The following is a 25329-nucleotide window of genomic DNA, read 5'->3' on the forward strand; positions in this document are numbered from 1 at the left end:
CTCGCAATCTCCATAGGCAGGTTTTGGCTGCAGAATTGTGACGTTCGCCCCATCGTCTAGGTCGATGGCGGGTATTGAAAGTTCGCATGAGGTGTATCACGGGCATTTTCAAGAAATCGTCATCGATCATCCCTAACGAAACGTTACCAAACGCTGGGTCAGCGTCGGAAATGTAATGGCGGGCCGGCGGGTAAAACTGCCGGCATGCGTGGGCTGTTGTACCAGCCCATTCGCCCGCTTGCATCCGAGTTGAGCCCATCCCGCTCGATGAGGATTGATCATGGTCACGTTCACCACGGCTTCGGCGCTCGGCGCTTTCTTTCCCGCGGATTCCCAAGACTGGGTCCTGAACTTCCCGAAGACCTCGAACGCCCAGGGCTACGAGATCAAGACCGGGCTGAGCGGGGCCATCTCTCAATACACGCTCGTCTATGATGTGCTGATGCCGGCTGCGACCATGGGCGGCTATGTGTCGTTCCTGCAGACCAATCTCAATAATTCCAACGATGGCGACCTTTTCGGCAAGAAAAGTGCCGCCGGCTATGGCATTGGCATTTCCGGCAACTATCAGGGCGCCGCTTCGCTGGACGCCTGGCATCGGGTCGCCTTCACGATCTCCGCCAGCACCAGCGCCTTCGGTAGCTCGACGATCACCAAATATATCGACGGCGTCAAAGTCGGCACGCAATCGGTCGGCGGCGGCACGCGCTATCTGATCGAAGCCGGCAATGAGCGCTTCTTCATCATGGCCGATGAGGACAACGAGACGTCCGCCGGCAAGCTGAGCAGCGTCTTCTTCGCCAACAAGGTGCTGAATGACAGCGAGATCGCCGCGCTCGGCGGCCCGAAGGCGGAGGGCGTCATGGCTGGCGCCCCCCAGGGCTATGAGGCCACGCAGTTCGACTTCGACAATGGCCAGTTGACCGCGAGCTTCGGCAAGGGCGCGATCGCGCGCCGGGGCGATACCTCGGACACGATCACGACCGCCGCTGCCGCGAACCTGCCGGCGCTGCCGGCGAGCCCCGCCGATTCCGGCGTGCTCGAAATCTCGACCCCGGCCAAGAAGAGCAACGGCTTTCTGTTCGATCCCGATATCGAAGGCACGGTCACGACCTTCACCATGGTCTACGATGCGCTGACAAAGTCCGGAGCTGCCGCGCCCGACGCCTGGCATCGTATCGCTACGACCGTGACGGCCAATGGCGACGGCACCTCGACGATGCGCCGATACATCGACGGCGTCGAAGTCGGCAGCGGTTCCAGCAATACCGCCGATCTTACTGTTTCGGACACGGGCATGCCGCTCTTTGCCAGCGATGACGGCGTGGATGTTCCTTCGCATCTCAACAGCTTCCTCTTCGCCGATCGCGCCATGACCGCTACCGAAATCATGGCGCTCGGCGGCGCCAAGGCCGGCGGCGTGCTCGCGGCTGCGCCATCCGAGGGCAATGTCACCCAGTTCGACTTCGACGCCGGAACGCTCGCCGCCAGCTTCGGCAAGGGCACGCTGGCCGCCATTCCCGAGCCCGAGATCGAGCAGCCCGCCGGCGTCGCCGAGGTGTTGACGCCCGGCAGGCTCAGCGATTTCCTTGTGATCGCCCATCGCGGCGCCCAGGCCTATCGCCCAGAGCACACGCTCGAGGCCTATAAGCTCGCCATCGATATGGGTGCCGATTTCATCGAGCCCGATCTGGTCTCGACCAAGGATGGCGTGCTCATCGCGCGTCACGATCCCTGGCTCGCCTCCGTGAAGCTCGATGCGAGCGGCAACATCCTGCGCGACGCGAACGGCCGGCCTGTCGTAGCCAGCAGCAGCACCAATGTCGCCGATATCGAGAAGTTCGCCGACAAGCTGACGGTCAAGGACTATGCGGGGGGCAAGGTCGGCGGCTGGTTCGTCGCCGACTTCACGCTCGCAGAGATCAAGGAATTGCGCGCCCGTGAGGATCAGCCGCAGATCCGTCCGGAATCGGCGGGCTATGACGACAAGTTCGAAATTCCGACACTGACCGAGATCCTTGATCTCGTGAAGGAGACGGAAGCAGAAACCGGCCAGAAGGTTGGCATTTACCCTGAGACGAAAGACCCGATCTTCCACAAGATTCAGGGTCTCGACACCAGCAAGATGCTGATCGACGTGTTGAAGGCGGAGAACTTCGTCGATCCCCAGCGCGTCTTCATCCAGTCCTTCGAATTCGCCAATTTGATCGAGCTCAAGACGAAGATCATGCTGGCGGCCGGAGTGGATCTCCCGCTCGTGCAATTGGTCTATTTTGAATATCCCTACGTTCCCGACGATATCGCCTATAATTTCTCCGGCGCGCCTGGAGCCGATCCTTCGGTCTATGACGTGCTCGGCCTCAACCTTTCGGCCAGCTCGACCTATCAGGCCTTCGCGACCCCACAGGCCCTGAAGACGATCGCCGATCTCTATGCGTCGGGCCTCGGCCCGGACATGCCCTTCGTCATCGACCTCGCGACCGGCGCGCCCAAGCAGCTTCTCGCCGACGCCCACGCGGCCGGCCTGAAGGTGCATCCCTATACGCATCGCGACGACAGCCTCGGCGCCAACGCGAAGAACCTCGTCGATGCGCTGATCAAGGCCGGCGTCGACGGCGTCTTCACCGACAACACCGATACGGTGGTCAACGTCGTTCTGACCTCGCAGCCGGTCCAGAACGCGGCTGGTGTGTTCATTGGCGTGCCGTCGCTCGGCGGTGATCCGGGCGTGCTCGATACGGTCGCGCCGGCCAAGGCGACCGACGGCTTCCTGTTCGACCCCGCCATCGAGGGCACGGTCACGACCTTCACCATGGTCTTCGACGTGATGGTGAAGTCCGGCGAATTCGCTGGCGATTGGAACGGCCTGTTCCAGACCAACCTCGCCAATTCAGACGATGCGAAGTTCTTCATGAAGAAGGACGGCGCGAGCTTCGGCATCGGCAAGGGCGATTATCACGGCGCCGCCGCGCTCGACGTCTGGCACCGCATCGCCGTGACCCTGACCGCCGATGGCGACGGCAAGTCGACGATGCGCAAATATATCGACGGCGTCGAAGTCGGCACCGGCACCTACGAGACCGCCGAATACACCGTCTCCGACAAGGGCGTGCTGCTCTTCGCGGATAATGACGGCGAGGGCGTGCCGTCGCATCTCAACAGCTTCCTCTTCACCGACAAGGCGATGAGCGCGGCCGAGATCGGCGCGCTCGGGGGAGCCAAGGTCGGCGGCGTTCTCACAGTCGAGGCTGTGCAGGGCAATGCCAGCCAGTTCGACTTCACCGCCGGGGCGCTCACGGCCAGCTTCGGCAAGGGCACGATCGCAGTGGCGCCCGCCATCGCGCCTGAGACGCCGGTGCCCGGCGCCCAGTCGGTTACGTTCGGCACGACGACGGCCCTCGGCCTGCCTGCCCTTCCGGATGGCGAGGGCAGCGCGCTCAGCGCTCCGCGCTTCGATCCGGAATACGGTCTCGCGCTGAAGCCAGGCTTCGCACCGCAGGATGGCGGCACCAATTTCGACAGCTATACCGTTGTCTACGACCTCTATCTGCCGAAGCAGCTCGGGCTCGGCTCGATCTTCCAGAGCGATCTCAGCAATCGCAGCGATGGCGATCTCTGGCTCGGCTTCCGCGACGGCTTTGCTGTCCTCGGCACCGACAATCAGGACGAAGGTCAGATCACGGTCAATGCCTGGCATCGCGTGGCCTTCACGGTCGAGCGCGTCGGCAACGGCCCGAGCTTCACGCTGACGAAATATGTCGACGGCGCGAAGATCGGTCAGCAGGTCGTCACGGGCGACTACGAAGTCAGCGCCAACGGCATGCTGCTCTTCGCCGATGACAGCGGCGAAACCTCGCTCTTCTCGCTGTCTTCAGTCGCCTTCGTCGAGAAGGCGTTGAGCGAGGCCGAGGTCACCGCGCTCGGCGGCCCGACCGTCGCCGGTCCCTTCACGAAGCCGATAGAGGGCGTGAACGGTGTCCAGTTCGATTTCAGCAAGGGCAACTTCGCGCCGAGCTTCGGCACCGGCAGCCTGATCGCCCGCGCCCCGGAGGTCACGACGCCGCTGGAACCGGTGGTGCTGAAGGTTATCGCCCCGATCAAGGACCTGCTGGTCACGCCCACCAGCGATGACATGGTCATCGACCTGGCTGGCGTCTTCAACGGCACTGGCCTGACCTACAAGGTCGAGACGGCCGAAGGCCGGGTGGTGAATGCCTCGGTTGCAGACGGCAAGCTGACGCTCGACTTCGGTGGGCTCGGCCATTCAGACCTGCGCATCACCGCGACGGATGCCGAGGGGCATTCCGCCGCCGACGTCTTCCGCGTCCGCGTCGCCGGGCCCAACGCCTATACGGTCGCGGTGCTGCCCGACACGCAGGACTATACCGACAATGCGCAGCGCGCGCCGATCTTCGGCAGCATGACGCAATGGCTCGCCGATCAGCAGGACAGCCGCAACATCCAGTTCGCCATCCATGTCGGCGACATCACTCAGAACAACCGTCCGGAGCAGTGGGACGTCGCCGAGTCGGCCCTGCGCACGCTCGACGGCAAGATCCCGTATTCGCTGCTGCCCGGCAATCACGACCAGGCTGATGGCGGCTCGGCCGCCAATCACAGCTCGGTCTATCTCGACCAGCGCTTCTCGCCGACCAAGCAGGAGGAGGTCGCTCCCGGGAATTTCGGCGGCGCCTATGACCAGGAAAGCTCGAGCGCGCGCAATACCTACTCGACCTTCTCCGGCACGGACGGCACGAAGTGGCTGGTCCTGTCGATGGAGTTCGGACCGCGCGACGACGTGATCCGCTGGGCTGGCGACGTGATCGAGAAGAATCTCGACCATCGCATCATCCTGGTCTCGCATTCGCTCACGGACTATGCGGGCCGTCACGATCCGCTCGGCCTGGCGCTTTATGACGAAGGCGCCGGCTATGACTACGGCATCGGCAAGGACCCGCAGGGGGCCAATGACGGCGAGACGGTCTATCGCGAACTTTCGGCCAAATATCCGAATATCGTGATGACCTTCTCCGGTCATATCTTCGGCGACGGCGCCGAGACCAATGTCAGCTACTCGCAATACGGCAACCCGGTCTTCGAGATGCTGGTCAACTACCAGAACGGTATTTCGCGCGAGATCACCGGCAATGGCGACGAATCCAAGGGCAATAATGGCGGCAACGGCGCCATGCGCCTCGTCACCATCGATCCCGACAACAAGACCGTTTCCACCGAGACCTATTTCACAGTCTTCGACGACTATCTCGACGGCTATCGCGTCAAGCCCGAGCTCGATCGCGACGGCCTGACCGGTTCCTATCGCGGCCACCAGGAGACCTTCACCGGCGTCGATCTTGGCACGCCCACGCTCTATGCCATGGCCAAGGCGGGTGATGATCTCGTCGTCGCTGCGGCGGATGGCCAGACGAAGGCGCAGGTCGGGCTCGATGCCTCGAAATCGCTCAATCCGAAATCCGAGGCGCTCAGCTATGAATGGCACGATGCGGATGGCGACGTCGTCGCCACCGGCGTCAAGACGAATGCAGCACTGGGTCTCGGCAAGCATGAGCTGACGCTGAAGGTTACCGACGCCGCAGGCGTGGTCACCTCGGACAAGGTCGAAATCGTGGTGCGCGGCAGCGAGACGCTGCTCGTCGAGACCTTCAACGATGGCACGGCGGATGGCTGGGCTCCGGCCCAGGCGGCAGCGGTCACCAAGAAGATCGTCATCGATACCGCCGCAAAACTCGGCATCCCCGGCCTCTCGGCCGACGATAAGATCGCGTTTGTTCCGGCCCTGGCCAAGGAGGACAAGCTCGTCCTGGTCCCGCCGGCCGGCGTGCCTTCGCTGAAGGTCGGCGATTATGCCCTGGTCTTCGACATCTATGTCCCCTCGGCGACGGCGAGCGAATACACGGCGCTGGTGCAGACCGACACCAGCAATGGCAGCGATGGCGAAATCTTCATCAAGAAGACCGGCGCGACCACCGGCGCCATCGGCATCTCCGGACAATATGAGGGCACATTCCAGTTCGATGCCTGGCAGCGGCTCGCCTTCGTGTTCGATGTCGAGGGCAGCCAGATCAAGCTGTCCAAATACATCAACGGCACCAAGGTCGGCACGCAGATGGTCGACAAGGATCGCTTCTCGATCGACCTGTCGAAGGGAGCGCTGCTGTTCTCGGACGAGGATGGCGAGACCTCGCCGCTCTATCTGTCGAATGCCTATGCGACCTCGAGCATCAGCATAACCCAGGCTCTTTTCGGTTCGGCGGCGTCCTCGCCTTCGCTGACGGACGAGCAGGTCAAGGATCTCGGCGGCCCCTCGGCCGGCGGGATCAAGCCGGGCACCTCCAATCAGTTCTCCGGCGGCTTCGATTTCCAGGACGGCTCCCTCTCGCCGGCCGGACAGGCGTTCTCGCTGGACTTCGTCCCCGCCGGCGGCAATGGCAGCTCCGCCCAGAACAATTTCCTGCTGAAGGGCACGGTGTTTTCGCGGCCCACCGCCGAGGCCGGGCTTGCCGCGCCTGAAGCGGCGCTGTGGGAGATGTCGGACTCCAAGAACAACAAGCTGCTCTGGACAGGCGCGGGATCGCAGGACTGGTCGGACTATGTCGTCGAGGCCGGTCTGACCTCGATGGATAACGACGCGATCGGCCTGGTGTTCTACTATCAGGACGACAACAACCATTACCGCTTTACGATGAATGGCGAGACCAACCGCCGCGAACTGGTCAAGGTTCAGAACGGGGTCGAAACCATCCTCGCCTCCACCGAGATGGGCTACCAGTTCAATGTCGAACTGAAGCTCAAGATCGCGGTGGTCGGCAACGCCATCAATGTCTTCCTCGGTGACCGCAACGTCTTCGACGGCCCGGTGGTCGATGCCGCAAACCCGCTCGCCAGGGGTACGATCGGCCTCTATTCCAGCGAGCAGCGCAGCTCGATCTTCGACGATGTCGTTGTCACCCGCGTCGGCCTGTCCGCCGAGGCCGGAGTCGACCAGCGCGTCCTCGATCTCGATGGCAATGGCAAAGCGAGCGTGACGCTCGACGGTGACGGGTCCTTCGGCCGCTCCAACATCACCTCCTGGCGTTGGACGGATGAGCACGGCAATGAGATCGCCACCGGCAAGAACCCGGTCGTCGATCTCACGACAGGCCTGAACAAGCTGACGCTGACGGTGACCGACGCCGCCGGCAACGCTTCGACGGATCGCGTCGATGTCGAGGTCGTCGCGCAGAACCGGATCCTCGTCTCCGACAGCTTCTCATCGGCCCAGTCGCTCGCGAAATGGACCGTCGTCGATGAAGGCGAGATGGGTGGCATCGGGCCGGAGGGGACATCTTCGGAATGGCTGGTCAGCGAAGGCGTCCTCAAGCAGACCACCGATCTGCAAAGCCGCGAGCTCACCTGGAATGGCGCGTCCAACGCCGATTACTGGAAGCGCGGCTGGAGCCCGCTCGGCGACGGCGTGAATGTGCTGCGCACCGGCACCTATGCGCTCTACAACGACCCGAAGGCGCTCATTTGGGATGATTATTCCATCGAGGCGACGATCAAGACGCCAGACGATGACGGCCTCGGCTTCCTGTTCCACTACACGGACGCGAAGAACTACTACAAACTCGAACTCGATGCTGAAGGCATGCTCGACCGTGCGCCCGGCAACGGCGCCGGCAGCATCTTCAACCTGATCCGCATGCGGGCTGGCGTAGAGGAAATCCTGGGGCAGGTTCCCGGCAAATACGAACCGGGCAAGGCCTTCACCTTGCGGGTCGACATCATCGCCAACAAGATCACGGCCTTCCTCAATGGCGAAGCCATCTATGCCTATGCCATCGAGGATCACGGCAATGAGAAGGGCACCTTCGGGCTCTATTCCTGGGGCAATCAGGGTCTCAGCTTCGACGACGTCACGGTCGTCGACCTCACCCCGGTCGTGGCGGCCCCGATCCTGGCCGGCACCGAAGGCGATGACATCATCAGCGGCAGCGCCGGCGACGAGGTGATCCGCGGGCTGGACGGCGACGATGCGCTCGCTGGCGGGGCCGGCAATGACCGGATCGAAGGCGGCGCGGGCGACGACACGCTCGACGGCGGCGACGGTAATGACCGCATCGAAGGCGGCGCCGGCGATGACGTCATCAGCGGCGGCAACGGGGCCGACCTGATCTTCGGCGGCGAGGGCGACGACCGGATCGACGCCGGCGCCGGTGACGATACGATCGAGCTCGTGATCGCGGCTGGCGCGCCGGCTTTGATCGATGGCGGGGAGGGCTCCGACAGCCTCATCCTCTCGGGCACCGGCACGCTCGACACCGTCACCGGCGTCGAGCACCTGGTGGTCGGCTCCGGCAGCTGGTCGGTTGCGGCAAGCGAGGCTTTTGACGACATCCGCGTCAAGGCCGGCGCGGTTCTCGCCAGCACGGCGGTGTTGACCGGCAGCCATCGCCTGACGGTCGAGGCCGGCGCCACGGTCGCGGCGGTGGCGCTCAGCGGCGCGCTCGATGGCGCGAAGCTCGACAATGCCGGCGCGATCAGCGGCGGCATCGCTGCCGATGCGACCGCGACCGGCACGCTGACGCTGGTCAATAGCGGCAGGATCGCCGGCGGCATCGTCACCGGTGCCGGCGACGACAGCGTCACGCTGCTGGAGGGCTCGGCGGTGACCGGCGCGATCGCGCTCGGCGCCGGCCAGGACGTCTTCACCGGCTCGTCGGGCAACGAGACGGTCGATGGCGGCGCCGGCGATGACGTGCTGAAGGGCGCGGGCGGCGACGATACGATCGCGGGCGGGGCGGGCTTCGATACGCTCGATCTTTCCGACGCGACCGGTTCGGTGAGCGTGAACTGGCAGGCGGGCACGGCCTCGGGAGGCGGCATCGGCAACGATCGCTTCACCGGCATCGAGAGCGTGCGGCTCGGTTCGGGCGACGATCAGCTGCGCGGCAGCGCGGCTGACGAGGTCGTCGATGGCGGCGCGGGCAAGGACACGCTCGATGCCGGCTCGGGCAACGACGTCATCGCGGGCGGCGCCGGCGACGACGCGCTCAGGGGCGGCTCGGGCGACGATGCGCTCGAGGGCGGCGACGGCAAGGACCTGCTCGAAGGCGGCTCCGGCAACGACCGGCTCTCGGGCGGCGCCGGCGAGGACGACCTCAGGGGCGGCTCGGGCGACGACCGGATCAACGGCGGCGCCGGCAACGACCGGCTCTCCGGCGGCTCCGGCCACGACGTCTTCGTCTTCGAAAAGGGCTTTGGCCGCGACGTGATCAGCGACTTCCAGGCCAGCGGCAGCAGTGCCGACCAGCTCGAATTCGCCACGAGCCTGCTTGCCGACTACGCCGCCTTCACCGCGGCGGCGACGCAGGCCGGACGCGACGTCGTCATCACGCTGGACGCCGAGACCGCGCTGACCCTGACCAATGTCACGCTCGCCTCGCTCCAGGCCGACGACTTCCGCTTCGTCTGACCAAGCATTCGTCTGACGAAGCCTTGGCCCGGCGCTCGCGCCGGGCCCGGACACCACGACCAGCAACGCAACAGGAAGGGGCGCCCGAAAGGCGCCCCTTTTCAGATCATGTTGGGTTTTCGTGGAAACGCGAGTCATTCCGGCCGGAGCGCAGAGTCGGGATCCTCGCCGGAACGTTGACCGCAAGCACTCCGGCATGGATCCCGGGTCAAGCCCGGGATGACGGCGTGTGTCCGAGTGAAATCAGCATGCTCCAGATCATCGGACCGGATATCGTATCCGGCCCGACGATCTAGCTCTTTGTTTTTGCATCGGCTTTTTCCGAAAACCGCATCCCACTTTTCGGGCCGATGCTCTAGCGGGCCGTCGAGCTTCGGCCGGGCCGGCGGACGGCTCTTACCTTGCCGCTCGGTCCGCCTCCACAGAAGAACTGATCGCCGCCATCGGCCTCAAGCCCCGACACGCCCATGCCCGACGGCATGTCGAGGGTCTCCAGAACCTCTCCCGTTCGAGGATCGATGCGCCTCAGATCGCTCTCGTCTCCTTCCCAGGTCGCGTGCCAGAGTTCTCCGTCGCTCCAGGTGACTCCGGTGACGAAGCGGCTGGACTCGATGGTGCGAAGAATCGCTCCTGTATGCGGATCGATCTGATGGATCTTCCGGTCCCGGTACTGCCCCACCCAGAGCGTCCCCTCGGCCCAGGCGAGTCCAGAGTCACTGCCGCCGCCGGGCGCCGGAATCGTGGCGAGCACGCTGCCGGTCTTCGGATCGATCTTCTGGATGCGGTCCTCGGCGATCTGGAACAGGTGCTGGCCGTCGAAAGCCGTTCCCGCATGCGCGGCAACCTCGATCGAGCGCACCGTTTCTCCGCTTGCAGGATCGAAGGCATTCAGCCTGTCTCCGGCGGCGATCCAGACGTGCTGACTGTCGAATGTGACGCCACCCACCTGGTCGACGCCGGGAAAGGGGCCATATTCGCGGAGGATTTCGGCTTCTGATCGTTTCATTCCGCTATCCTACTCACTCGGCACAGGGGGAGGGAGTAACAACGTCGTCGTGAATCCCGGCATGGGCGGGGTGATCCAGCGACGCGCTCGCCCTTGACCGAAGGATTGCACCTTGCCGGTTGCCGCAAGTGCGTCCAGTGCCCGCTGCACGCTGCGCTGGCTGGTGCCAAGCGCGAGCGCGAGCGCCGAGCTCGACCACGACTCGCCATCGGCAACGAAGGCGAGCACCCCCGCATGCCGCTCCTCGACGGGCCGCGCCAGCACGACGATCTCGCTTGCGCGGCTTGGCGACAATACAAAGCCGCGCTTCGTCGCGTTCAGGCGGGCCAGGTCTTGCAGCAGCATGCGCAGACGTCCGATTTCGACGCGCAACCGTGCGCGATGCGATTCATCGGCCTGCTTCGCCCCGAAGGCCCGCGCGACGAGCATGTCGCGGGATGCGTCCCCGGGCCACGCCTCGGCCAGCGTGCGCGCGAGCGCAAACAGCACCGGGCGCGTGGCGAGCGAGATCGCCATCCCGGGATCGCGCACCACATGCCGGCATGCATCCACCACGAGAACATTCGACGCCTGCAGCGCCTCGACCTCTTCGAGCAGGAGCGGGCGTTCTTCGCCCCGTGCAATCAGGCGCGCCGCAGTTGTTCTCAGCAGCAGAGAGGCGCTTTCGACCTCCGCCGCCAGCGCAGGGATACCGGCGCGGCGTGCGGCGACTTCGGCTAAAGCGAGAGCGGCGCGCGCGGCCTTCGTCTGGAGACGCCGCATTGCGATACCTGCCACCACCAGCTCGTGGACGGTCCGCAATGCGGGCGGGAAAGGCGCTGGGTCGAGTTCGGAAAGCTTGCGCTCGGCCTCATCGAGGCGTCCGATCAGGAGGAGGCGGCGGACCTCGAGATGCCGTGCATGAGCGCCGTTCAGTCGGTCGCCATGCTGTTCGAGCGTTGCCCGGGCGGCGTCGAGCGCTTTCGCGGGCCAGCCCAGGTCGCGCGAGGCGAGCGCGATCTCGGCCTCGGCGACGATGCATCGGGCCCGCGCCACCGCCTCTTTTGGACTGAAACTGCGCGCCGCACGCCGCAGGAGGGTCTTCGCCAGAACGAGATCGCCGAGCTGCGCCATCGCGATGCCTCGCAGCGCAAGCGCGGGCGCGTCGTCGCGCAGGGCGACCCGATTCAAGGCGCCGAGGGGATCACCCGCGGCGAGCGCGCGCGCTGCGGCGGTGATCAGCGAGTCCATCGGAATCCCGCCACACTTGTCACTCCCACCCCGCGATGCCCTGTCCGTATCAATCCCATCACCGCCGACCACCAAGTCGTCTCGCCAGCTGAGCGAGCGGCGAAGGTCACCCGACGACAGGAGTGATGACAATGACGATACACATGACCGGGACGCGTGAAGAGTGGCTGGCTGCCCGACTTGGGCTGCTCAAGGAGGAGAAGGAGCTGACGCGGCGCAGCGACGAGCTGGCACGGCGGCGGCAGGAACTGCCCTGGGTGCGGATCGACAAGGAATACCGGTTCGAAACCGATGCCGGCAACGTTGCGCTGCCGGAGCTCTTCCAGGGGCGTTCGCAGCTTCTCGTCTACCACTTCATGTTCGGGCCCGACTACAAGGCGGGTTGCCCGTCCTGCTCAGCGATCGCGGACGGGTTCAACGGCTTCCATCTTCACCTAGGGAACCACGACGTCACGCTCATGGCGGTGTCGCGGGCGCCGCTCGCGAAGTTGCAGGCGTACAAGCAGCGGATGGGCTGGACGTTTCCCTGGGCCTCGTCCGCCGGGGGCGACTTCAGCCACGACTTCAACGTCTCGTTCACCGAAGAAGAGCAACGCTCGGGGGCGATCGACTACAACTACCGGCGCGGGGGCTTCGTGATGGACGCGTTGCCGACCACTGGACCCGTCGCCGATTTCGCGGCCATGTCGGGAACCGACGTGCCCACCTATACGCGCGACAGGCCGGGCATGAGCGCCTTCGTGCTCGAGGACGGCGTCGTCTACCACAGCTATTCCACCTATTCGCGCGGGGTGGACGGCATCTGGAGCATGTATCCGTGGCTCGACCGGGCCCCCAAGGGGCGCAACGAGGCCGGTGGCCCCTGGTGGCGCCGCCACGATGAATACGGCACGGCTGAGTGAAGGCCGTGGCGATCCATGGTGAAAGCGGCGCTGCCGAGTGGCTGTGCCTCGCGGCCGCGCCGACCTTCGCGATCATGGCGCTGCTGACGGGGATGTCGGGAGGCGGCCAGGCAGATATCCTCTGCTCGGCCGCGCAGGGCGCATCACTGCTGAGCGGAATGGTCCCGATGTACGTGCTGATGAGCGTCTTTCACTCGGCGCCCTGGCTGAAGCTGATCGTCAGTTGGCGCAGCTGGCGCACGCTCAATCGTCCCAATACGGCCCGCTCTTGCAGCGATAGCCGATGAAGCAAGCCGGCGTGTCCCTGCTCTCGACCCAGGCCGGTTCGGTATATTCATCGAACTGGCAAAAGCCGCGGTCGCGGACGAAGCGGTCATAAGTGTAGCCGCCGGTACCGAGCACGACTGCACCGCTCGCCACCACGCTCTGTCGGTTGACGGCGCAAGGCCGGTTGACTGTCGATGGCCTGGATTGCCCAATGGCGGCGCTGGATGCCAGCGTCAGAACGAGCGCAATGACCAGTCGGTTCATGTGCACCTCCCGTGGCGCATGTGCACCTCTCCGAAGCGAGCGACGCCTCAGTGAGCCGCTTTCGCAACTTGCGGCGAGGTGCTCTCACCGCGCGCGGTGACAGCACTCAGCCCGTCCCCGTCGGTGCGCATATCCCGATTGGTCGCGCAGAAAAGCTCCGCCTGCCGTCGAAAAAGCGTCCAGTTGGCCGGTGCGACAGCCGTGCCGGGATATTGCAGCATCATTGTATACGGGCCCTGCGGCGCCGGTTTGTCGGGATCCATGCGAGCGGCCCTGCACATCGCCCTCGCAATTCTCTCGATGCGGTCCTCGTCCATGACATCGACCTCCGCTTTCGGCAGCCATTCAACGTTCGAGCCGATTGGGCAGTTCCGTCGCATGAGAGAAAAATCGGCGGGCTTTGCCGGCGCGCATCGCCTCTGTTCCGGAGCGCTTAAATTGCTCCGCTATCCGCCGCCCGCAAAGGACGGCGGATAGCGGTCATGGCTAGGTCACTTCGCGAAGCGGCCTTCATATTTGAACTGGGGAGCCGCCTTCAGCTGGTCCTTGGTCGCGTTGATGCGCGCGTTCCATTTCTTGTCTTTTTCGTTCCAGGTGATGGCAAGCGAAGCCGGGCTGACCGCGACATAATGCGTGCCCATGCCGAGGAAGCCGCCGACCGACAGGATGTAGGACGCCAGGGTGTTGCCGACCACGACGACGTCCTCGATCTCGCCGACGTTCTCATCGCCGGCATTGCGCACGTTCAGGCCCTTGAGGCTGCTTCCGAGTGCGGAGGCCTGATTGACCTCGGTGAAGATCGGGGCCTTGTCGAGCGTCGGCGCAGACTGGGCCAGGGCAGATGTCGAAAGCAGGGCAGTGGCGAGCGTAACGGCGATATAGCGCATTGTGTTGTGAACCTTCGCATTGTGACGCCCGCAGACAGATCTGTCGCGAGCGGCCGGCTGATCGGAGCCGGCGGTCAAAGGAATGCGCGAAGGCGTCAAACGTTCCGGAGACATTCGCCGGAAGGTAGCTATAAGCCGTTGCCGGGCGGCGGCCGGTCGAGCTCAGCCGCCGACCGTGGCGCGATGCGTCTTCAGACGAAACGCGAGCCCGACCAGGAGCACGCCAAACAGCAGAGCGTAGCTGCCGATCAGCCAGATCAGCGCCAGCGCGCCGCTTGCCGGCCAGGCGAGCACGGCGATGCCGAACAGGACCGACAAGGCTCCGGCGAGGAGGAGCATCCACTCGTGGTCGATCTGCTTGCGCAAGGCGATGGCGCCGATGATTTCGAGGATGCCATGGCAGATCGACCAGGCTCCGATCAACAGCACGAGAAAGAGCGCGACCTGACCGGGCCAGAGAAAGGCTATGGCGCCGGCGGCAATCCCGAGGACGCCGATCAAGGCGAGCCACCAGCGCAAAGCCGGAGCGCCGCCCGATATCGCAGCGACGAGGGCCAGAACACCATCTGCCAGGGCATAGCAGCCATAGAGCATCACCAGCGCCAGCAGGCTGGCGCCGGGCCAGACAAAAGCCAGGACCCCGAAGATGATGGCGGCGATTCCGCGCAGCAGGACCAGCCACCAATGGCCCGACAGGGCCGACAATAGAGGATAGATCTGGCGGGGGGCGTTCTCATTGCCGAGGGTCGTCATGCATCACCTTTGGGGTCGGGGAGGGACGGGATCGATCCAGGTTGGAGAGGCAATGAAGCAATTGGCGGACGGAGGGCTGGACGCTAACGACGCCGCCGCTTCGCGGAGTGTCGGGGACTTCCGGGCAAAGTGAAATCGGGGGGAACCCGCTAGAATGGCGAGGATCCCCCTGACCCGCCCTCTCTTCGCTATCCCCGTGCGCCGGTTCTAGCGCCGGAAGCCGCCGTGAAATCCGCCACCGCCGTGAAGGCCGCCGCCCCCGTACCGGAGCTACAGCGCAGATCGATGACCGTGCATAACGATACGTTTGGCCGGATGCGCTGCGGGGCGCCTCAGCTGGCAGTGCCGTCCGTTCCGGCGCCGCAGATCAGGGCGCAGACCTTGCTTCCCTGAGCAGGCGTAAACCGTCCCGATTGCAACGCAGCCAGCGAGGCTGCGCCGGAAAGGTCGGCCGCGATGCCGAACTCGAACCAGAGCGAGCGCGCGGCCTGCTCCATCTCGTAATCGCTCACGAGCACGATCTCGTCGACATTGCGGCTGACGGTTTCGTAGATCGCCTGATCGGTCTGCCGGCAGGACATGGTGGCGACGCGCGTTTCCAGCTTGTCGAGGCCGACGAGCCGGCCAGCCTCGAGGCAGGCGTGCAGCGTCGGAGAGCCGATGGGCTCGATGCCGATGATACGGGTGTCGGGCTTCAGCGCCTTCACGGCGGTCGACAGGCCGGTGATCAGGCCGCCGCCACCGATCGCAACCAGGATGACATCGACATCGGGCATGTCGTCGAGGATATCGAGGCCGAGCGTGCCCTGGCCAGCAACCACGATCGGATCGCTGAAGGGGTGGGCGTAGGTCGCGCCGGTCCGGGCGGCGTGAGCGAGGGCGGCCTCATTGGCGTCGTCCCAGATCTGGCCGACGATCTCGACCGTCCCACCCCATTGCCTTAGCTTGGCGACCTTGTCGGGCACCACGGTCACCGGCAGGAAGATTGTCGCCTTGACGCCCAGGACATGGGCGGAGCGCGCAATGGCAAGGCCGTGATTGCCGCCCGAAGCGGTGACGACGCCATGTTCGAGCTGTTGGGCTGAGAGCGTCAGCAGACGGTTCATGGCGCCGCGCGCCTTGAACGATCCTGCCGCCTGCAGCAGTTCGAGCTTCAGGGTCACGCCGCCGCCAAAGCTCTCGGCCTTGCTGGTCTGGGCGAAGGGCAAGGTGGGCGTGCGCCGGATATGGGGCGCGATGCGCGCGCGGGCGGCGCGGATGTCTGAGAGATCGATCACGAGAGGGTTCCCCGATAGGGCGCGGCGACGATCAGGCAGCAATTGCCGGGTTTGACGCGGCCCGGCTGGCGGCGGCCATAGAGAATGCCGTCGGCGGCGTAGTGGAGGGTCTCCGGCGGCCGGGTCGGGTCCCAGGTGCAGTGGATACGGCCTGCGGGCTGGCCGGCGCTGACGGTCGTGCCATTGGCGTGAAACGGTTCGAAGACGCCGTCTACGGTGGCGTAGACATAGGCCGAGATGCCCGGAAGTTCGAGCACCTTGCCATCGCCGCGCTTCGGCTCGGGCGCGTCGAGCGGCAGCACGCCGAGATGGTCGAGCACATTGCGCACGCCGCGACGGCAGACCTTGAGCGCGTCCAGGGACACCGTGCCGGCTCCCGCCATCTCGGTGCCGACGGTGACGAGGCCGGCCCTGCAGGCCGCGGCGGTGGCCGTGCGTGGCTCGCCGAGATTGCTGATCACCACGGTCATCGGGGCATCGAAGGCCTGCACCGCCGCGACATTGCGCTTGTGCAGGGCCGGGTCGTCGGTCGGCTCGACGATGGCGCTGGGGATGATGTCGAGCGAGGAGCCACCGGAATGGAGGTCGAGGAAGGCATCGCCGAGCGGCAGGATGTAGTCGCTGACATAAGCCGAGATCTGCTGGGTGATGGTGCCGCGCGGATCGCCCGGAAAAGTCCGGTTGAAATTCAGCCCGTCGACCGGCGAAGTGCGCTGACCCGCGATCACGGCGTGGACGTTGTTTGCCGGCATCAGGATCAACCGGCCCTGGATGCGGCCGGGATCGAGATCGCGGATCAGGTCGCAGATCGTGATCGGGCCCTCATATTCGTCACCATGGTTGCCGCCTTCGAGGATGACGGTCGGGCCTGAACCGTTCTTGATCACCGCCACCGGAATCCGGGTGGCGCCCCAGGCGTCGTCATGGGGCGAATGCGGGATCATGACGAAGCCGGCCTGTTTGCCGTCGCGCTCCGGGTCGATCGTCAGGAAAGCGCTGGAGGGGCGGGGGGCAGGCTTCTGGCTGGCGCTGGTCATGGCTGGCTCGCAGTGGAGGCGTTCGGGATTAAGCGCGGGGAACCCCTCTCCTGTAAGGAGAGGGGCAGGGGTGAGGTGTCGGCCGTTTGACGCTGTGGCTGTGGCCTCACGGCGGCTCGGCAGCAGCCAGCTGGACTTCTGGCCTACACCTCACCCTGCCCTCTCCTTACAGGAGAGGGTTCCCCGCGCCTGATTTGACAGGTGTGTTGAGGTCGCGGACTCAGAGCGTCGGCAGGGGATCCATCGGCATGTCCAGATATTTGCGGTGCAGACGGTCGAGCTCGCCGTTCATCGAGTTGAACAGGATGAAACCGTCGAGCCAGCGCACCAGATTGTGCTGGTCCATCTGCACGCCCATATGGGCCGGGCTGCGGCGGATAGTGAATTTGCGCTCGAACTCCTTGCTCGGGTTCTGCTTGGCGAGTGCCTGGGCGACGATGCTGTTGGTGGCGAGCAGGTCGGCCTGGCCGGTGATGTAGGCGGCAGCGGCCGTGGCATCATCCTCGGTGCGCATCAGGCTGGCCTTGGGCGCAGCCGCGCTGATCGCCAGCTCCTGCGTCGTGCCCTTGGCGGCGGCGATGCGGGCCGAGCCGATGGTCTCGGCGCTGCTGACGGCGGAGGCCTTGGGTCCGTAGACCGCCAGGAAGGTGTTGGCGTAGGGCGCGGTGAACTGGATCTGCCGGGCGCGTTCCGGCGTCAGCCCCATCACCGAGATCACGATGTCGACCTTGTCGGTCAGCAGGAACGGGATGCGGTTGGCGCCGGTGATCTGCTGCATCTCGAGCTTCACGCCGAGGCCCTTGGCGACCATCTCGGCCATTTCGATGTCGAAGCCGATCGGCTTGCGGTTCTCGTCCTGCGCGCCGAAGGGCGGCGCATCGAGGGGCACGCCGATCCGCACGACGCCCTTGGACAGGATGTCCTGGAGCTTGTCGGCGCGAGCTTCGGGCGCGCCGAAGGCGGCGACGGCGAGAGCTGCGATGCCCGCCAGAATGGAACGGCCCTTGAAGTGTGAACGCATGATTTGTCTCCCCTCGTTGTGATGTCTGGTCGTTGCCGGTCTTTTCCTCAGTGCAGCACCGCGCTGAGGAAGGTCTGGAGTTCGGGGGTCCTGGGCTCGGCGAGCACGGCGGCCGCCTGACCCTGTTCGTGAATGCGGCCCTCATGCATGAAGACCAGGCGCGAGCCGAAGCGGCGCGCGAAGCCCATCTCGTGCGTGACGAGGATCATGGTCATGCCGTCCTGCGCCACGGATTCGAGCACCTTCAGCACCTCGCCGGTGAGCTCGGGATCGAGCGCCGAGGTGACCTCGTCGAACAGCATCAGCTTGGGTTGCATCGCCAGCGAGCGGGCGATGGCGACGCGCTGCTGCTGGCCGCCGGAGAGCTGCGAGGGATAGGCGTCGAGCTTGTCTTCCAGCCCGACCCGCCGGAGCACCTCGCGGGCGATCTCGCGGGCCTGCTCGGGCGCCTGCTTCTTCACGACGCGCGGGGCGAGCGTGATGTTGTCGCAAACGGAGAGATGCGGGAACAGGTTGAAGCTCTGGAAGACGATCCCGACCTCCTGCCTGAGCTTGCGCAGATTGGTCTTGGGATCGTTGACCTTGACGCCGTCGACGCTAATCGAGCCGGCCTGGATCGGCTCCAGCCCGTTGATGCAGCGAAGCATCGTGCTCTTGCCCGAGCCGGAGCGGCCGATCACCGCGATGATCTCGCCCTTGGCGACGTCGAGCGAGACGTCCTTGAGCACCTGGACCGAGCCGTAGCTCTTGCTGATCCCTTGAATTTCAACGAGCGACATCGAGCCTCCGCTCGAGCGAGCGGCTCCATTGGGTCAGAGGGAAGCACATCAGGAAGTAGATCACGGCGACGGTGATGTAGACCGCGAAGGGCTTGTAGGTGCCCGCTGCCGTGAGCTGTCCCTCGCGGGTCAGCTCGACCAGCCCGATCGTCGCCGCAAGCGAGGTGTTCTTGATCAGTTGCACGAGGAAGCCGACGGTGGGCGCCACCGCGATCCGGATCGATTGCGGGACGATGATGTGGCGCAATTGCTCGGCCAGCGAGAGGCCCAGCGAGGCCCCGGCCTCCCATTGCGTTTTGGCGATCGAGACCAGCGCACCGCGCCAGATCTCGCCGAGAAAGGCGCTGCCATAGACCGAGAACGCCACGGCCGCCGCAAGCCATGGATTCACGGATATGCCGATCAACGGCAGGCCGAAGAAGATCAGGAACAGCCAGACCAGCAGCGGCGTGCCCTGGACGACATAGATATAGGTGGCGGCAAGCCAGCGCAGCGGCGCGAAGGGCAGGATGCGCATGATCGCGAGCACCATGCCGAGCAGGGCGGAGCCGGCGAAGGCGGTGACGGTCAAAGCCACCGTCCAGCGCGCCGCGCTGACGAGGTACATCACATCGATGAGGCCAAAGCTGCGGATCATCGCTGTACGAACGCCACGCGGTAGATGACGGCGAAAAGGCCGCGGAAAGCGAAGGCGAGCCCGAGATAGAGCACGCCGATCACGGTGTAGACCTCGAAGTCGCGGAAGGTGCGCGACTGCACGATGGACGCCGCATGGAACAGGTCCTCGACCGAGATCTGCGAGACCACGCTGGTCGCCAGCATCAGCAGCACGAACTGGCTGGCGAGCGCCGGGAACATCGCCTTGAGCGACGGGTACATGACGATGTAGCGGAACACCTGCAGGCCCGAGAGCCCAAGCGAATGGCCCGCCTCGATCTGCGCCTTGGGCACGGCCTCCAAACCTGCGCGGACGATCTCGGTGGTATAGGCGCCGAGATTGATGACCAGGGCGATGATCGCGGCCGTCAGTCCGTCGAGCCGGACGCCGAAGCTCGGCAGGCCGAAGAAGATCAGGAAGAGTTGCACCAGCAGCGGCGTATTGCGGATGATCTCGACATAGGCGACCACCAGACGGCGAATGAGCGGCGGTCCATAGACCCGTCCGGCGGCACAGGCGACGCCGATCACCAGCCCGCCGAGCATGGCGCAGGCCGAGAGGAACAGCGTGATCCAGACGCCGTCCAGAATGGACTCCCAGGCCGCAAACACATCTCGAAACTGGAGTCCGTATTTCATGGGGTCAGGCCGATGCGCGTCGCGGTGCGGCGTGAGCGCACATGAAACAGCTGGACTGCGGGATCGGCGTCGGCGTCATTCCTGCCCTCTTGTCATTCTTGACCCTCTTTACGTGAAAGCTAGTTTGGGTTCTTATTTGATGTCAAGCTTCATATATGAAACAGAGCGACATGTCTGATCTCCCGGATACCGATGGCGGCGACAAAACCTCCTATGCCGCTCCGGCGCTGGAGAAGGGGCTCGATATTCTCGAACTGCTGGCGGAGGTCGGCGAGCCGCTTTCGACGCGCGTCATCGCCGAGCGATTGCAGCGCTCGAAAAGCGAGATCTTCCGGATGGTTTTCGTGCTGCAGCAGCGCGGCTATCTGGAGCGTGAGGCCGGCACCGATCGTCTCGCTCTGTCGCGCCGGCTGTTCGATCTGGGCATCAGGACGCCCGGTGGCAGGCAGCTGACCTCGGTCGTGCTGCCGCTGATGGAGCGCTTCAGCGAGGAAAGCGGGCAGGCGGCGCATCTCGTCGTGCTCAGCCGGGCGCAGACCGTGGTGCTCGCCACGACCTCGGGCCATCTCGACGCCAGCGTGATCGTGCGGCCGGGCTATGGACGTCCGGCGCTCGATGCGAATTCCGGCCTGCTCATCCTGGCCTTCCAGTCGGCGGCCCAGCGGCTGATGCTGATGAAGGATGCCGATCCTGCCGAGCAGGCGCGGCTGAGCGAGCCCAGCGTCGCCGAGATGTTTGCGGGGATTCGCACGCTCGGTCACCGGGTCGCGCCCAGCCGGGACATCCTGGCTGTCACCGATATCGCCTGCCCCGTGATCGGGCCGGCGGGCCATGCGCAGGCGGCGATCCTTGTGCCCTGCCTGCAGCGCCATGGCGTCATGACCGACGAGAACGCGATTCTGCAGGCCCTCAAGGCCTGCTGCGTCGAGGCGGGTTCACAATTATCCTATGGCTGAGCGCGCGAAGGGCTAGAGCATCGGCCCGAAAAGTGGAGCGCGGTTTTCGGGAAAGCCGATGCAAAATCAAAAGCTTAAAGCATAGAGCCGAATAGGATATTCGGTCCTATGCTGTAAGCCCCGAGGGCGTTCAGGCCCATTCGCCCTTGCGGAATACCGGCACGCGACGCCCATCGGCATGGACGCCGTCGATGTCGACCTTGTCGGAGCCGATCATCCAGTCGATATGGATGAAGCTCTTGTTGCCGCCCTGTGCCGCGATCTGCTCGGGGGTGAGGCTTGCGCCATCGACGAAGCATTTCGAGTAGCACTGGCCGAGCGCGATGTGGCAGGAGGCGTTCTCGTCGAACAGCGTGTTGAAGAACAGCAACCCGCTCTTCGAGATCGGGGAGGAGTGCGGCACCAGCGCGACCTCACCGAGGCGACGCGCGCCCTCGTCGGTATCGAGCACCTTGTTCAGCACCTCCTCGCCCCGCGCGGCCTTGGCCTCGACGATGCGTCCCGCCTCGAAGCGCACCGAGATCTCGTCGATCAGCGTGCCCTGATAGGAGAGCGGCTTCGTGCTGCTGACGTAACCGTCGACCCGCCTTGCGTGGGGCGTGGTAAAGACCTCCTCGGTCGGGATGTTGGGGTTGCAGGTGATGCCGTTCTTGGCGGTCGAGGCACCGCCCTGCCATTCATGGCCTTCGGCGAGCCCGATCGTCAGGTCGGTTCCGGGGCCGGAGAAATGCAGGGCGTGGAAACGCTGGCCATTGAGCCATTGCGAGCGAGTGCGCAGCGCCGCGTTATGGGCGGCCCAGGCCGCGACCGGATCGTCATTGTCGACGCGGGAGGCGGCGAAGATCGCCTCGGCCAGGCGGCCGACCGCGACGTCCTCCTCATCGCCCGGGAAAACCTCGCGAGCCCAGGACGCGCCGGGATAGGCGATGATGTTCCAATTGATGTCGAAGCCGGCAATCTTTTCCAGCGCCGGCTGATAGGCCATCGAATTGGCCTTGCTGGCGCGCGAAACCTTGGCCGCATCCTGGCCCGCCATCAGCATCGGGGTGTCGCCGACGATGGCGAGGCGCGCGGTGTTGGTCGCGAAGGCCTTGGCGACGCCGTCATGGAGCCAGCCGGGCGCCTTGTCGAAGCTTTCGTCGGGAGCGAAACGATAGCGTGCCAGCGTGATCTCCTCATCGGAGAAGATCGGCGTGACCAGGCCGGCCCCGGCCTTGTAGGCGTGCTCGGCGATCTTGCGCACCAGAGGCAGGGCCACGACCGGCGCCGTCAGGAACAGGTCCTGCCCAGGCTGGAGATTGAGCCCGACCCTGACCGCGGTTTCGGCAAGCCTGTCGAGTTTCACCGGATCGATCGAGGCGGGGAGGGTGCGCTGGTGCATGGTCATCGAAACTCGCCTGGAATGAACATTCGCTTGAGAATGCCGACCGCTGATACCGTCCGCCCGCCCGGCTGTCAGCTAGAACCGGCAATCGGGATCGACCGCCGCGGTCCGGTCAACGGCCGCTGACCGCCAGGGCATATCGTCCGCGCTGGTGTTTCCTCGCGCTGTGAGCCCTGAGTTTGGTAGAAATCGCCAAGATGGGATGCCGGCGAACTGATCTTTGGCTCATAATGCTCGCGCATTCGTGCATGATCGAAACTTCGCTGGAGCTTTTCGATGTCCGATCCTCGCCTGCCCCATGATTCGCGCTTGCCCCATGATTCGCGCCTGCCCGTCCTTGCCGAGCTCGAGAAGAAGATCCTCTGGCTCGCGTCCTGGACGATCCACAACGCCAATCATATCCGCGCCAGCGATGATGGCATGAAGGTAGGCGGGCACCAGGCGTCTTCGGCCTCGCTCTGCACGATCATGACCGCGCTCTACATGGCCGCGCTGCGCCCGCAGGATCGGGTCGCCGTGAAGCCGCATGCCTCTCCGATCTTCCATGCCATCAACTATCTGATGGGGTTGCAGACGCGAGAGAAGCTGGAAAATTTCCGCGGCTACAAGGGCGCGCAAAGCTATCCCTCACGCACCAAGGATATCGACGATGTCGATTTCTCGACCGGCTCGGTGGGCCTGGGTGTCGCGCAGACGCTCTTCTCCTCGCTCACGCAGGATTATGTGAAGGCGCATGGCTGGGGCGGGGACCGGCCGGACGGGCGCATGGTCGCGCTGATCGGCGATGCCGAACTCGACGAGGGCAACATCTTCGAGGCCCTGATGGAGGGCTGGAAGCACGGCCTGCGCAACACCTGGTGGGTGATCGACTACAACCGCCAGTCGCTCGACGCGGTCATTCGCGAGGGGCTCTACGACCGCTTCGAGCAGATGTTCAAGAATTTCGGCTGGGACGTCGTCACGCTGAAATACGGTTCGCTGCAGCAGGCCGCCTTCAGGGAGAAGGGTGGCGAGCGCCTCAAGGCCTGGATCGATTCCTGCCCGAACCAGCTCTATTCGGCGCTGACCTTCCAGGGCGGTGCGGCCTGGCGCAAGCGCCTGATGGACGATCTCGGCGATCAGGGCCCGGTCACCAAGCTGATCGAGAAGCGCAGCGATGCCGAACTTTCGAAGCTGATGTGCAATCTCGGCGGGCACGATCTGCCATCCATCCTCGAAGCCTTCGAGGCTGTTGATCACGACCGGCCGGTCTGTTTCCTCGCCTACACCGTCAAGGGATTCGGCCTGCCGCTTGCCGGGCATAAGGACAACCATGCGGGGTTGATGACCAAGGAGCAGATGGAAGGCTTCAAGACCGCCAATGCGGTCCGTGCGGGGCATGAGTGGGATCTGTTCGAGGGGCTCGACCTGTCGGAGGCCGAGATCCGCACCTTCCTCGACAAGGTGCCGTTCTTCTCCGAGGGACGCCGGCGCTTCAGCGCGCCGCGGCTGCCGGTGCCCGAAAAGCTCGACGCGGGCATCCAAGCGACGATGTCGACGCAGATGGGCTTCGGGAAGGTGCTCGACGACATCGCCAAGCGCGGCGGCCCGCTGGCCGACCGCATCGTCACGACGGCGCCCGACGTCACGGTTTCGACCAATCTCGGGCCGTGGGTGAACCGGCGCGGCCTGTTCGCCAAGGCCTCGATGGCGGACACTTTCAAGGACGAGCGCATCCCCTCGATGCAGAAATGGGAGTTCTCTCCCAAGGGACAGCATGTCGAGCTCGGCATCGCCGAGATGAACCTGTTCATCAACCTCTCGGCGCTGGGCCTGTCGCATTCGATCTTCGGCGAGCGGCTGATCCCGATCGGCACGCTCTACGACCCGTTCATCTCGCGCGGCCTCGATGCGCTGAACTATGCCTGCTACCAGGATGCGCGCTTCATGGTGGTGGCGACGCCCTCCGGCGTGACGCTGGCGCCAGAAGGCGGGGCGCATCAGTCGATCGCGACGCCGCTGATCGGCATGTCGCAGGATGGGCTTTGCGCTTTCGAGCCGGCCTTCGTCGACGAACTCGCCGTGATGATGCGCTGGTCCTTCGACTACCTGCAGAAGGACGGCGAGGGCGACCCCGACGAGCGCACCTGGCTGCGCGACGAGACCGGCGGCTCGGTCTATCTCCGGCTCTCGACGCTCCAGCTCGAACAGCCCCAGCGTGTGATGACGCCGGAGCTGGAGGGCGAGATCATCGACGGGGCCTACTGGCTGCGCAAGCCCGGCCCCAACGCCTCGGTGGTGATCGCCTATACCGGCGCCGTCGCGGCAGAAGCGATCGAGGCCGTGGGGCTGCTCGGTGAGGATCGGCGCGATGTCGGCCTGCTCGCCATCACCTCGGCTGACCGGCTCAATGCCGGCTGGCAGGCCGCCGAGCGAGCGCGCCAGCGCGGCAACCATCAGGCGACCAGCCATATCGAGCGCCTGCTCGGGGATTTGTCACGTGATTGCGGGATCGTCTCCGTGCTGGACGGCCATCCGGCGACACTGGCCTGGCTCGGCAGCGTGCACGGCCACAGGCAGAAGGCGCTCGGCGTCGAGCATTTCGGCCAGACCGGAACGGTTGCCGACCTCTACCGGCATTTCGGTATCGATGCGAATGCGATCGTGCACGCGGCGCAAGCTGCAGCTCCGGGCCGGCCGGTGCGCTATCTCAAGGCGCTGCCGTAACAGGCGCCAAGCATGGTCGGCGGCGTGCCGACCATGTCGATCGCACCCAGAGCGAAGATCGCGTTCAAAACGAAAATGCTCGCCCAAGG

Annotated in this window: 18 protein-coding genes; 5 read left to right on the forward strand and 13 right to left on the reverse strand. The window is 65.0% G+C overall.

The window, feature by feature from the left end:
- Window positions 1-280: 280 nt before the first annotated feature.
- Window positions 281-9475: a glycerophosphodiester phosphodiesterase family protein gene (locus C4S73_RS22910; RefSeq protein WP_103874916.1), complete on the forward strand. Its 9195-nt coding sequence runs from the start codon at window positions 281-283 to the stop codon at window positions 9473-9475.
- A gap of 355 nt (window positions 9476-9830) precedes the next feature.
- On the opposite strand, the gene C4S73_RS22915 is transcribed toward C4S73_RS22910, so the two are convergent.
- Window positions 9831-10481, reverse strand: a complete 651-nt coding sequence (locus C4S73_RS22915; protein ID WP_103874917.1) for a Vgb family protein — start codon at window positions 10479-10481, stop codon at window positions 9831-9833.
- Window positions 10482-10490: 9 nt separating this feature from the next.
- Window positions 10491-11711, reverse strand: coding sequence for a helix-turn-helix domain-containing protein (locus tag C4S73_RS22920; protein ID WP_103874918.1), 1221 nt, complete (start codon window positions 11709-11711; stop codon window positions 10491-10493).
- Between the two features lie 131 nt (window positions 11712-11842).
- Between C4S73_RS22920 and C4S73_RS22925 the strand changes: the two genes are divergently transcribed.
- Together C4S73_RS22925 and C4S73_RS28495 are read left to right on the forward strand one after the other, a co-directional pair.
- Window positions 11843-12613, forward strand: coding sequence for a DUF899 domain-containing protein (locus C4S73_RS22925; RefSeq protein ID WP_103874919.1), 771 nt, complete (start codon window positions 11843-11845; stop codon window positions 12611-12613).
- 5 nt (window positions 12614-12618) lie between these two features.
- Complete coding sequence (locus C4S73_RS28495) at window positions 12619-12900, forward strand: hypothetical protein (RefSeq protein WP_425290367.1); 282 nt, start codon at window positions 12619-12621, stop codon at window positions 12898-12900.
- Here C4S73_RS28495 and C4S73_RS22935 read toward each other — a convergent pair.
- The 10 genes from C4S73_RS22935 to C4S73_RS22980 form a co-directional block, all read right to left on the reverse strand.
- Complete coding sequence (locus C4S73_RS22935; protein ID WP_103874920.1) at window positions 12857-13144, reverse strand: hypothetical protein; 288 nt, start codon at window positions 13142-13144, stop codon at window positions 12857-12859. The genes C4S73_RS28495 and C4S73_RS22935 overlap by 44 nt on opposite strands.
- Before the next feature lie 47 nt (window positions 13145-13191).
- Window positions 13192-13461 (reverse strand): hypothetical protein, encoded by a 270-nt coding sequence (locus tag C4S73_RS22940; protein WP_146071471.1) that lies wholly within the window; start codon window positions 13459-13461, stop codon window positions 13192-13194.
- Between the two features lie 174 nt (window positions 13462-13635).
- Entirely contained in the window at window positions 13636-14031 is a 396-nt protein-coding gene (locus C4S73_RS22945) for a PRC-barrel domain-containing protein (RefSeq protein WP_103874922.1), read from the reverse strand.
- Window positions 14032-14193: 162 nt separating this feature from the next.
- Window positions 14194-14784 carry an HdeD family acid-resistance protein gene (locus C4S73_RS22950; protein ID WP_103874923.1) on the reverse strand — a complete coding sequence of 197 codons (591 nt, stop codon included), beginning with the start codon at window positions 14782-14784 and terminating at the stop codon, window positions 14194-14196.
- Between the two features lie 332 nt (window positions 14785-15116).
- Window positions 15117-16061, reverse strand: coding sequence for a threonine ammonia-lyase (locus tag C4S73_RS22955; protein ID WP_103874924.1), 945 nt, complete (start codon window positions 16059-16061; stop codon window positions 15117-15119).
- Window positions 16058-17098 (reverse strand): succinylglutamate desuccinylase/aspartoacylase family protein, encoded by a 1041-nt coding sequence (locus tag C4S73_RS22960; RefSeq protein ID WP_103874925.1) that lies wholly within the window; start codon window positions 17096-17098, stop codon window positions 16058-16060. The genes C4S73_RS22955 and C4S73_RS22960 overlap by 4 nt, the downstream gene beginning before the upstream one ends.
- A 220-nt stretch (window positions 17099-17318) precedes the next feature.
- Window positions 17319-18119, reverse strand: coding sequence for a transporter substrate-binding domain-containing protein (locus tag C4S73_RS22965; RefSeq protein ID WP_103874926.1), 801 nt, complete (start codon window positions 18117-18119; stop codon window positions 17319-17321).
- Between the two features lie 47 nt (window positions 18120-18166).
- The gene (locus C4S73_RS22970) at window positions 18167-18898 is read right to left on the reverse strand and encodes an amino acid ABC transporter ATP-binding protein (protein WP_103874927.1); all 732 of its coding nucleotides are present in this window, start codon (window positions 18896-18898) and stop codon (window positions 18167-18169) included.
- A complete protein-coding gene (locus C4S73_RS22975; protein ID WP_103874928.1) occupies window positions 18885-19535 on the reverse strand; it encodes an amino acid ABC transporter permease in 651 nt (216 codons plus the stop codon). The genes C4S73_RS22970 and C4S73_RS22975 overlap by 14 nt, the downstream gene beginning before the upstream one ends.
- Window positions 19532-20194 carry an amino acid ABC transporter permease gene (locus tag C4S73_RS22980; RefSeq protein WP_103874929.1) on the reverse strand — a complete coding sequence of 221 codons (663 nt, stop codon included), beginning with the start codon at window positions 20192-20194 and terminating at the stop codon, window positions 19532-19534. Before C4S73_RS22980 ends, C4S73_RS22975 begins: the two co-directional genes overlap by 4 nt.
- 170 nt (window positions 20195-20364) lie before the next feature.
- Between C4S73_RS22980 and C4S73_RS22985 the strand changes: the two genes are divergently transcribed.
- On the forward strand, window positions 20365-21150 hold the full coding sequence (locus C4S73_RS22985) for an IclR family transcriptional regulator (protein WP_160115884.1): 786 nt from the start codon (window positions 20365-20367) through the stop codon (window positions 21148-21150).
- Between the two features lie 130 nt (window positions 21151-21280).
- Here the strand turns inward: C4S73_RS22985 and C4S73_RS22990 are convergent, their stop codons facing one another.
- Complete coding sequence (locus C4S73_RS22990) at window positions 21281-22537, reverse strand: aminopeptidase (RefSeq protein ID WP_103874931.1); 1257 nt, start codon at window positions 22535-22537, stop codon at window positions 21281-21283.
- A gap of 273 nt (window positions 22538-22810) precedes the next feature.
- On the opposite strand from C4S73_RS22990, the gene C4S73_RS22995 reads away from it, so the two are divergent.
- Window positions 22811-25240 (forward strand): transketolase-like TK C-terminal-containing protein, encoded by a 2430-nt coding sequence (locus C4S73_RS22995; protein WP_103874932.1) that lies wholly within the window; start codon window positions 22811-22813, stop codon window positions 25238-25240.
- The last annotated feature ends 89 nt before the right edge of the window (window positions 25241-25329 follow it).

This window comes from Allobosea lathyri (genome assembly GCF_900108245.1).
Lineage (GTDB): Bacteria > Pseudomonadota > Alphaproteobacteria > Rhizobiales > Beijerinckiaceae > Allobosea > Allobosea lathyri.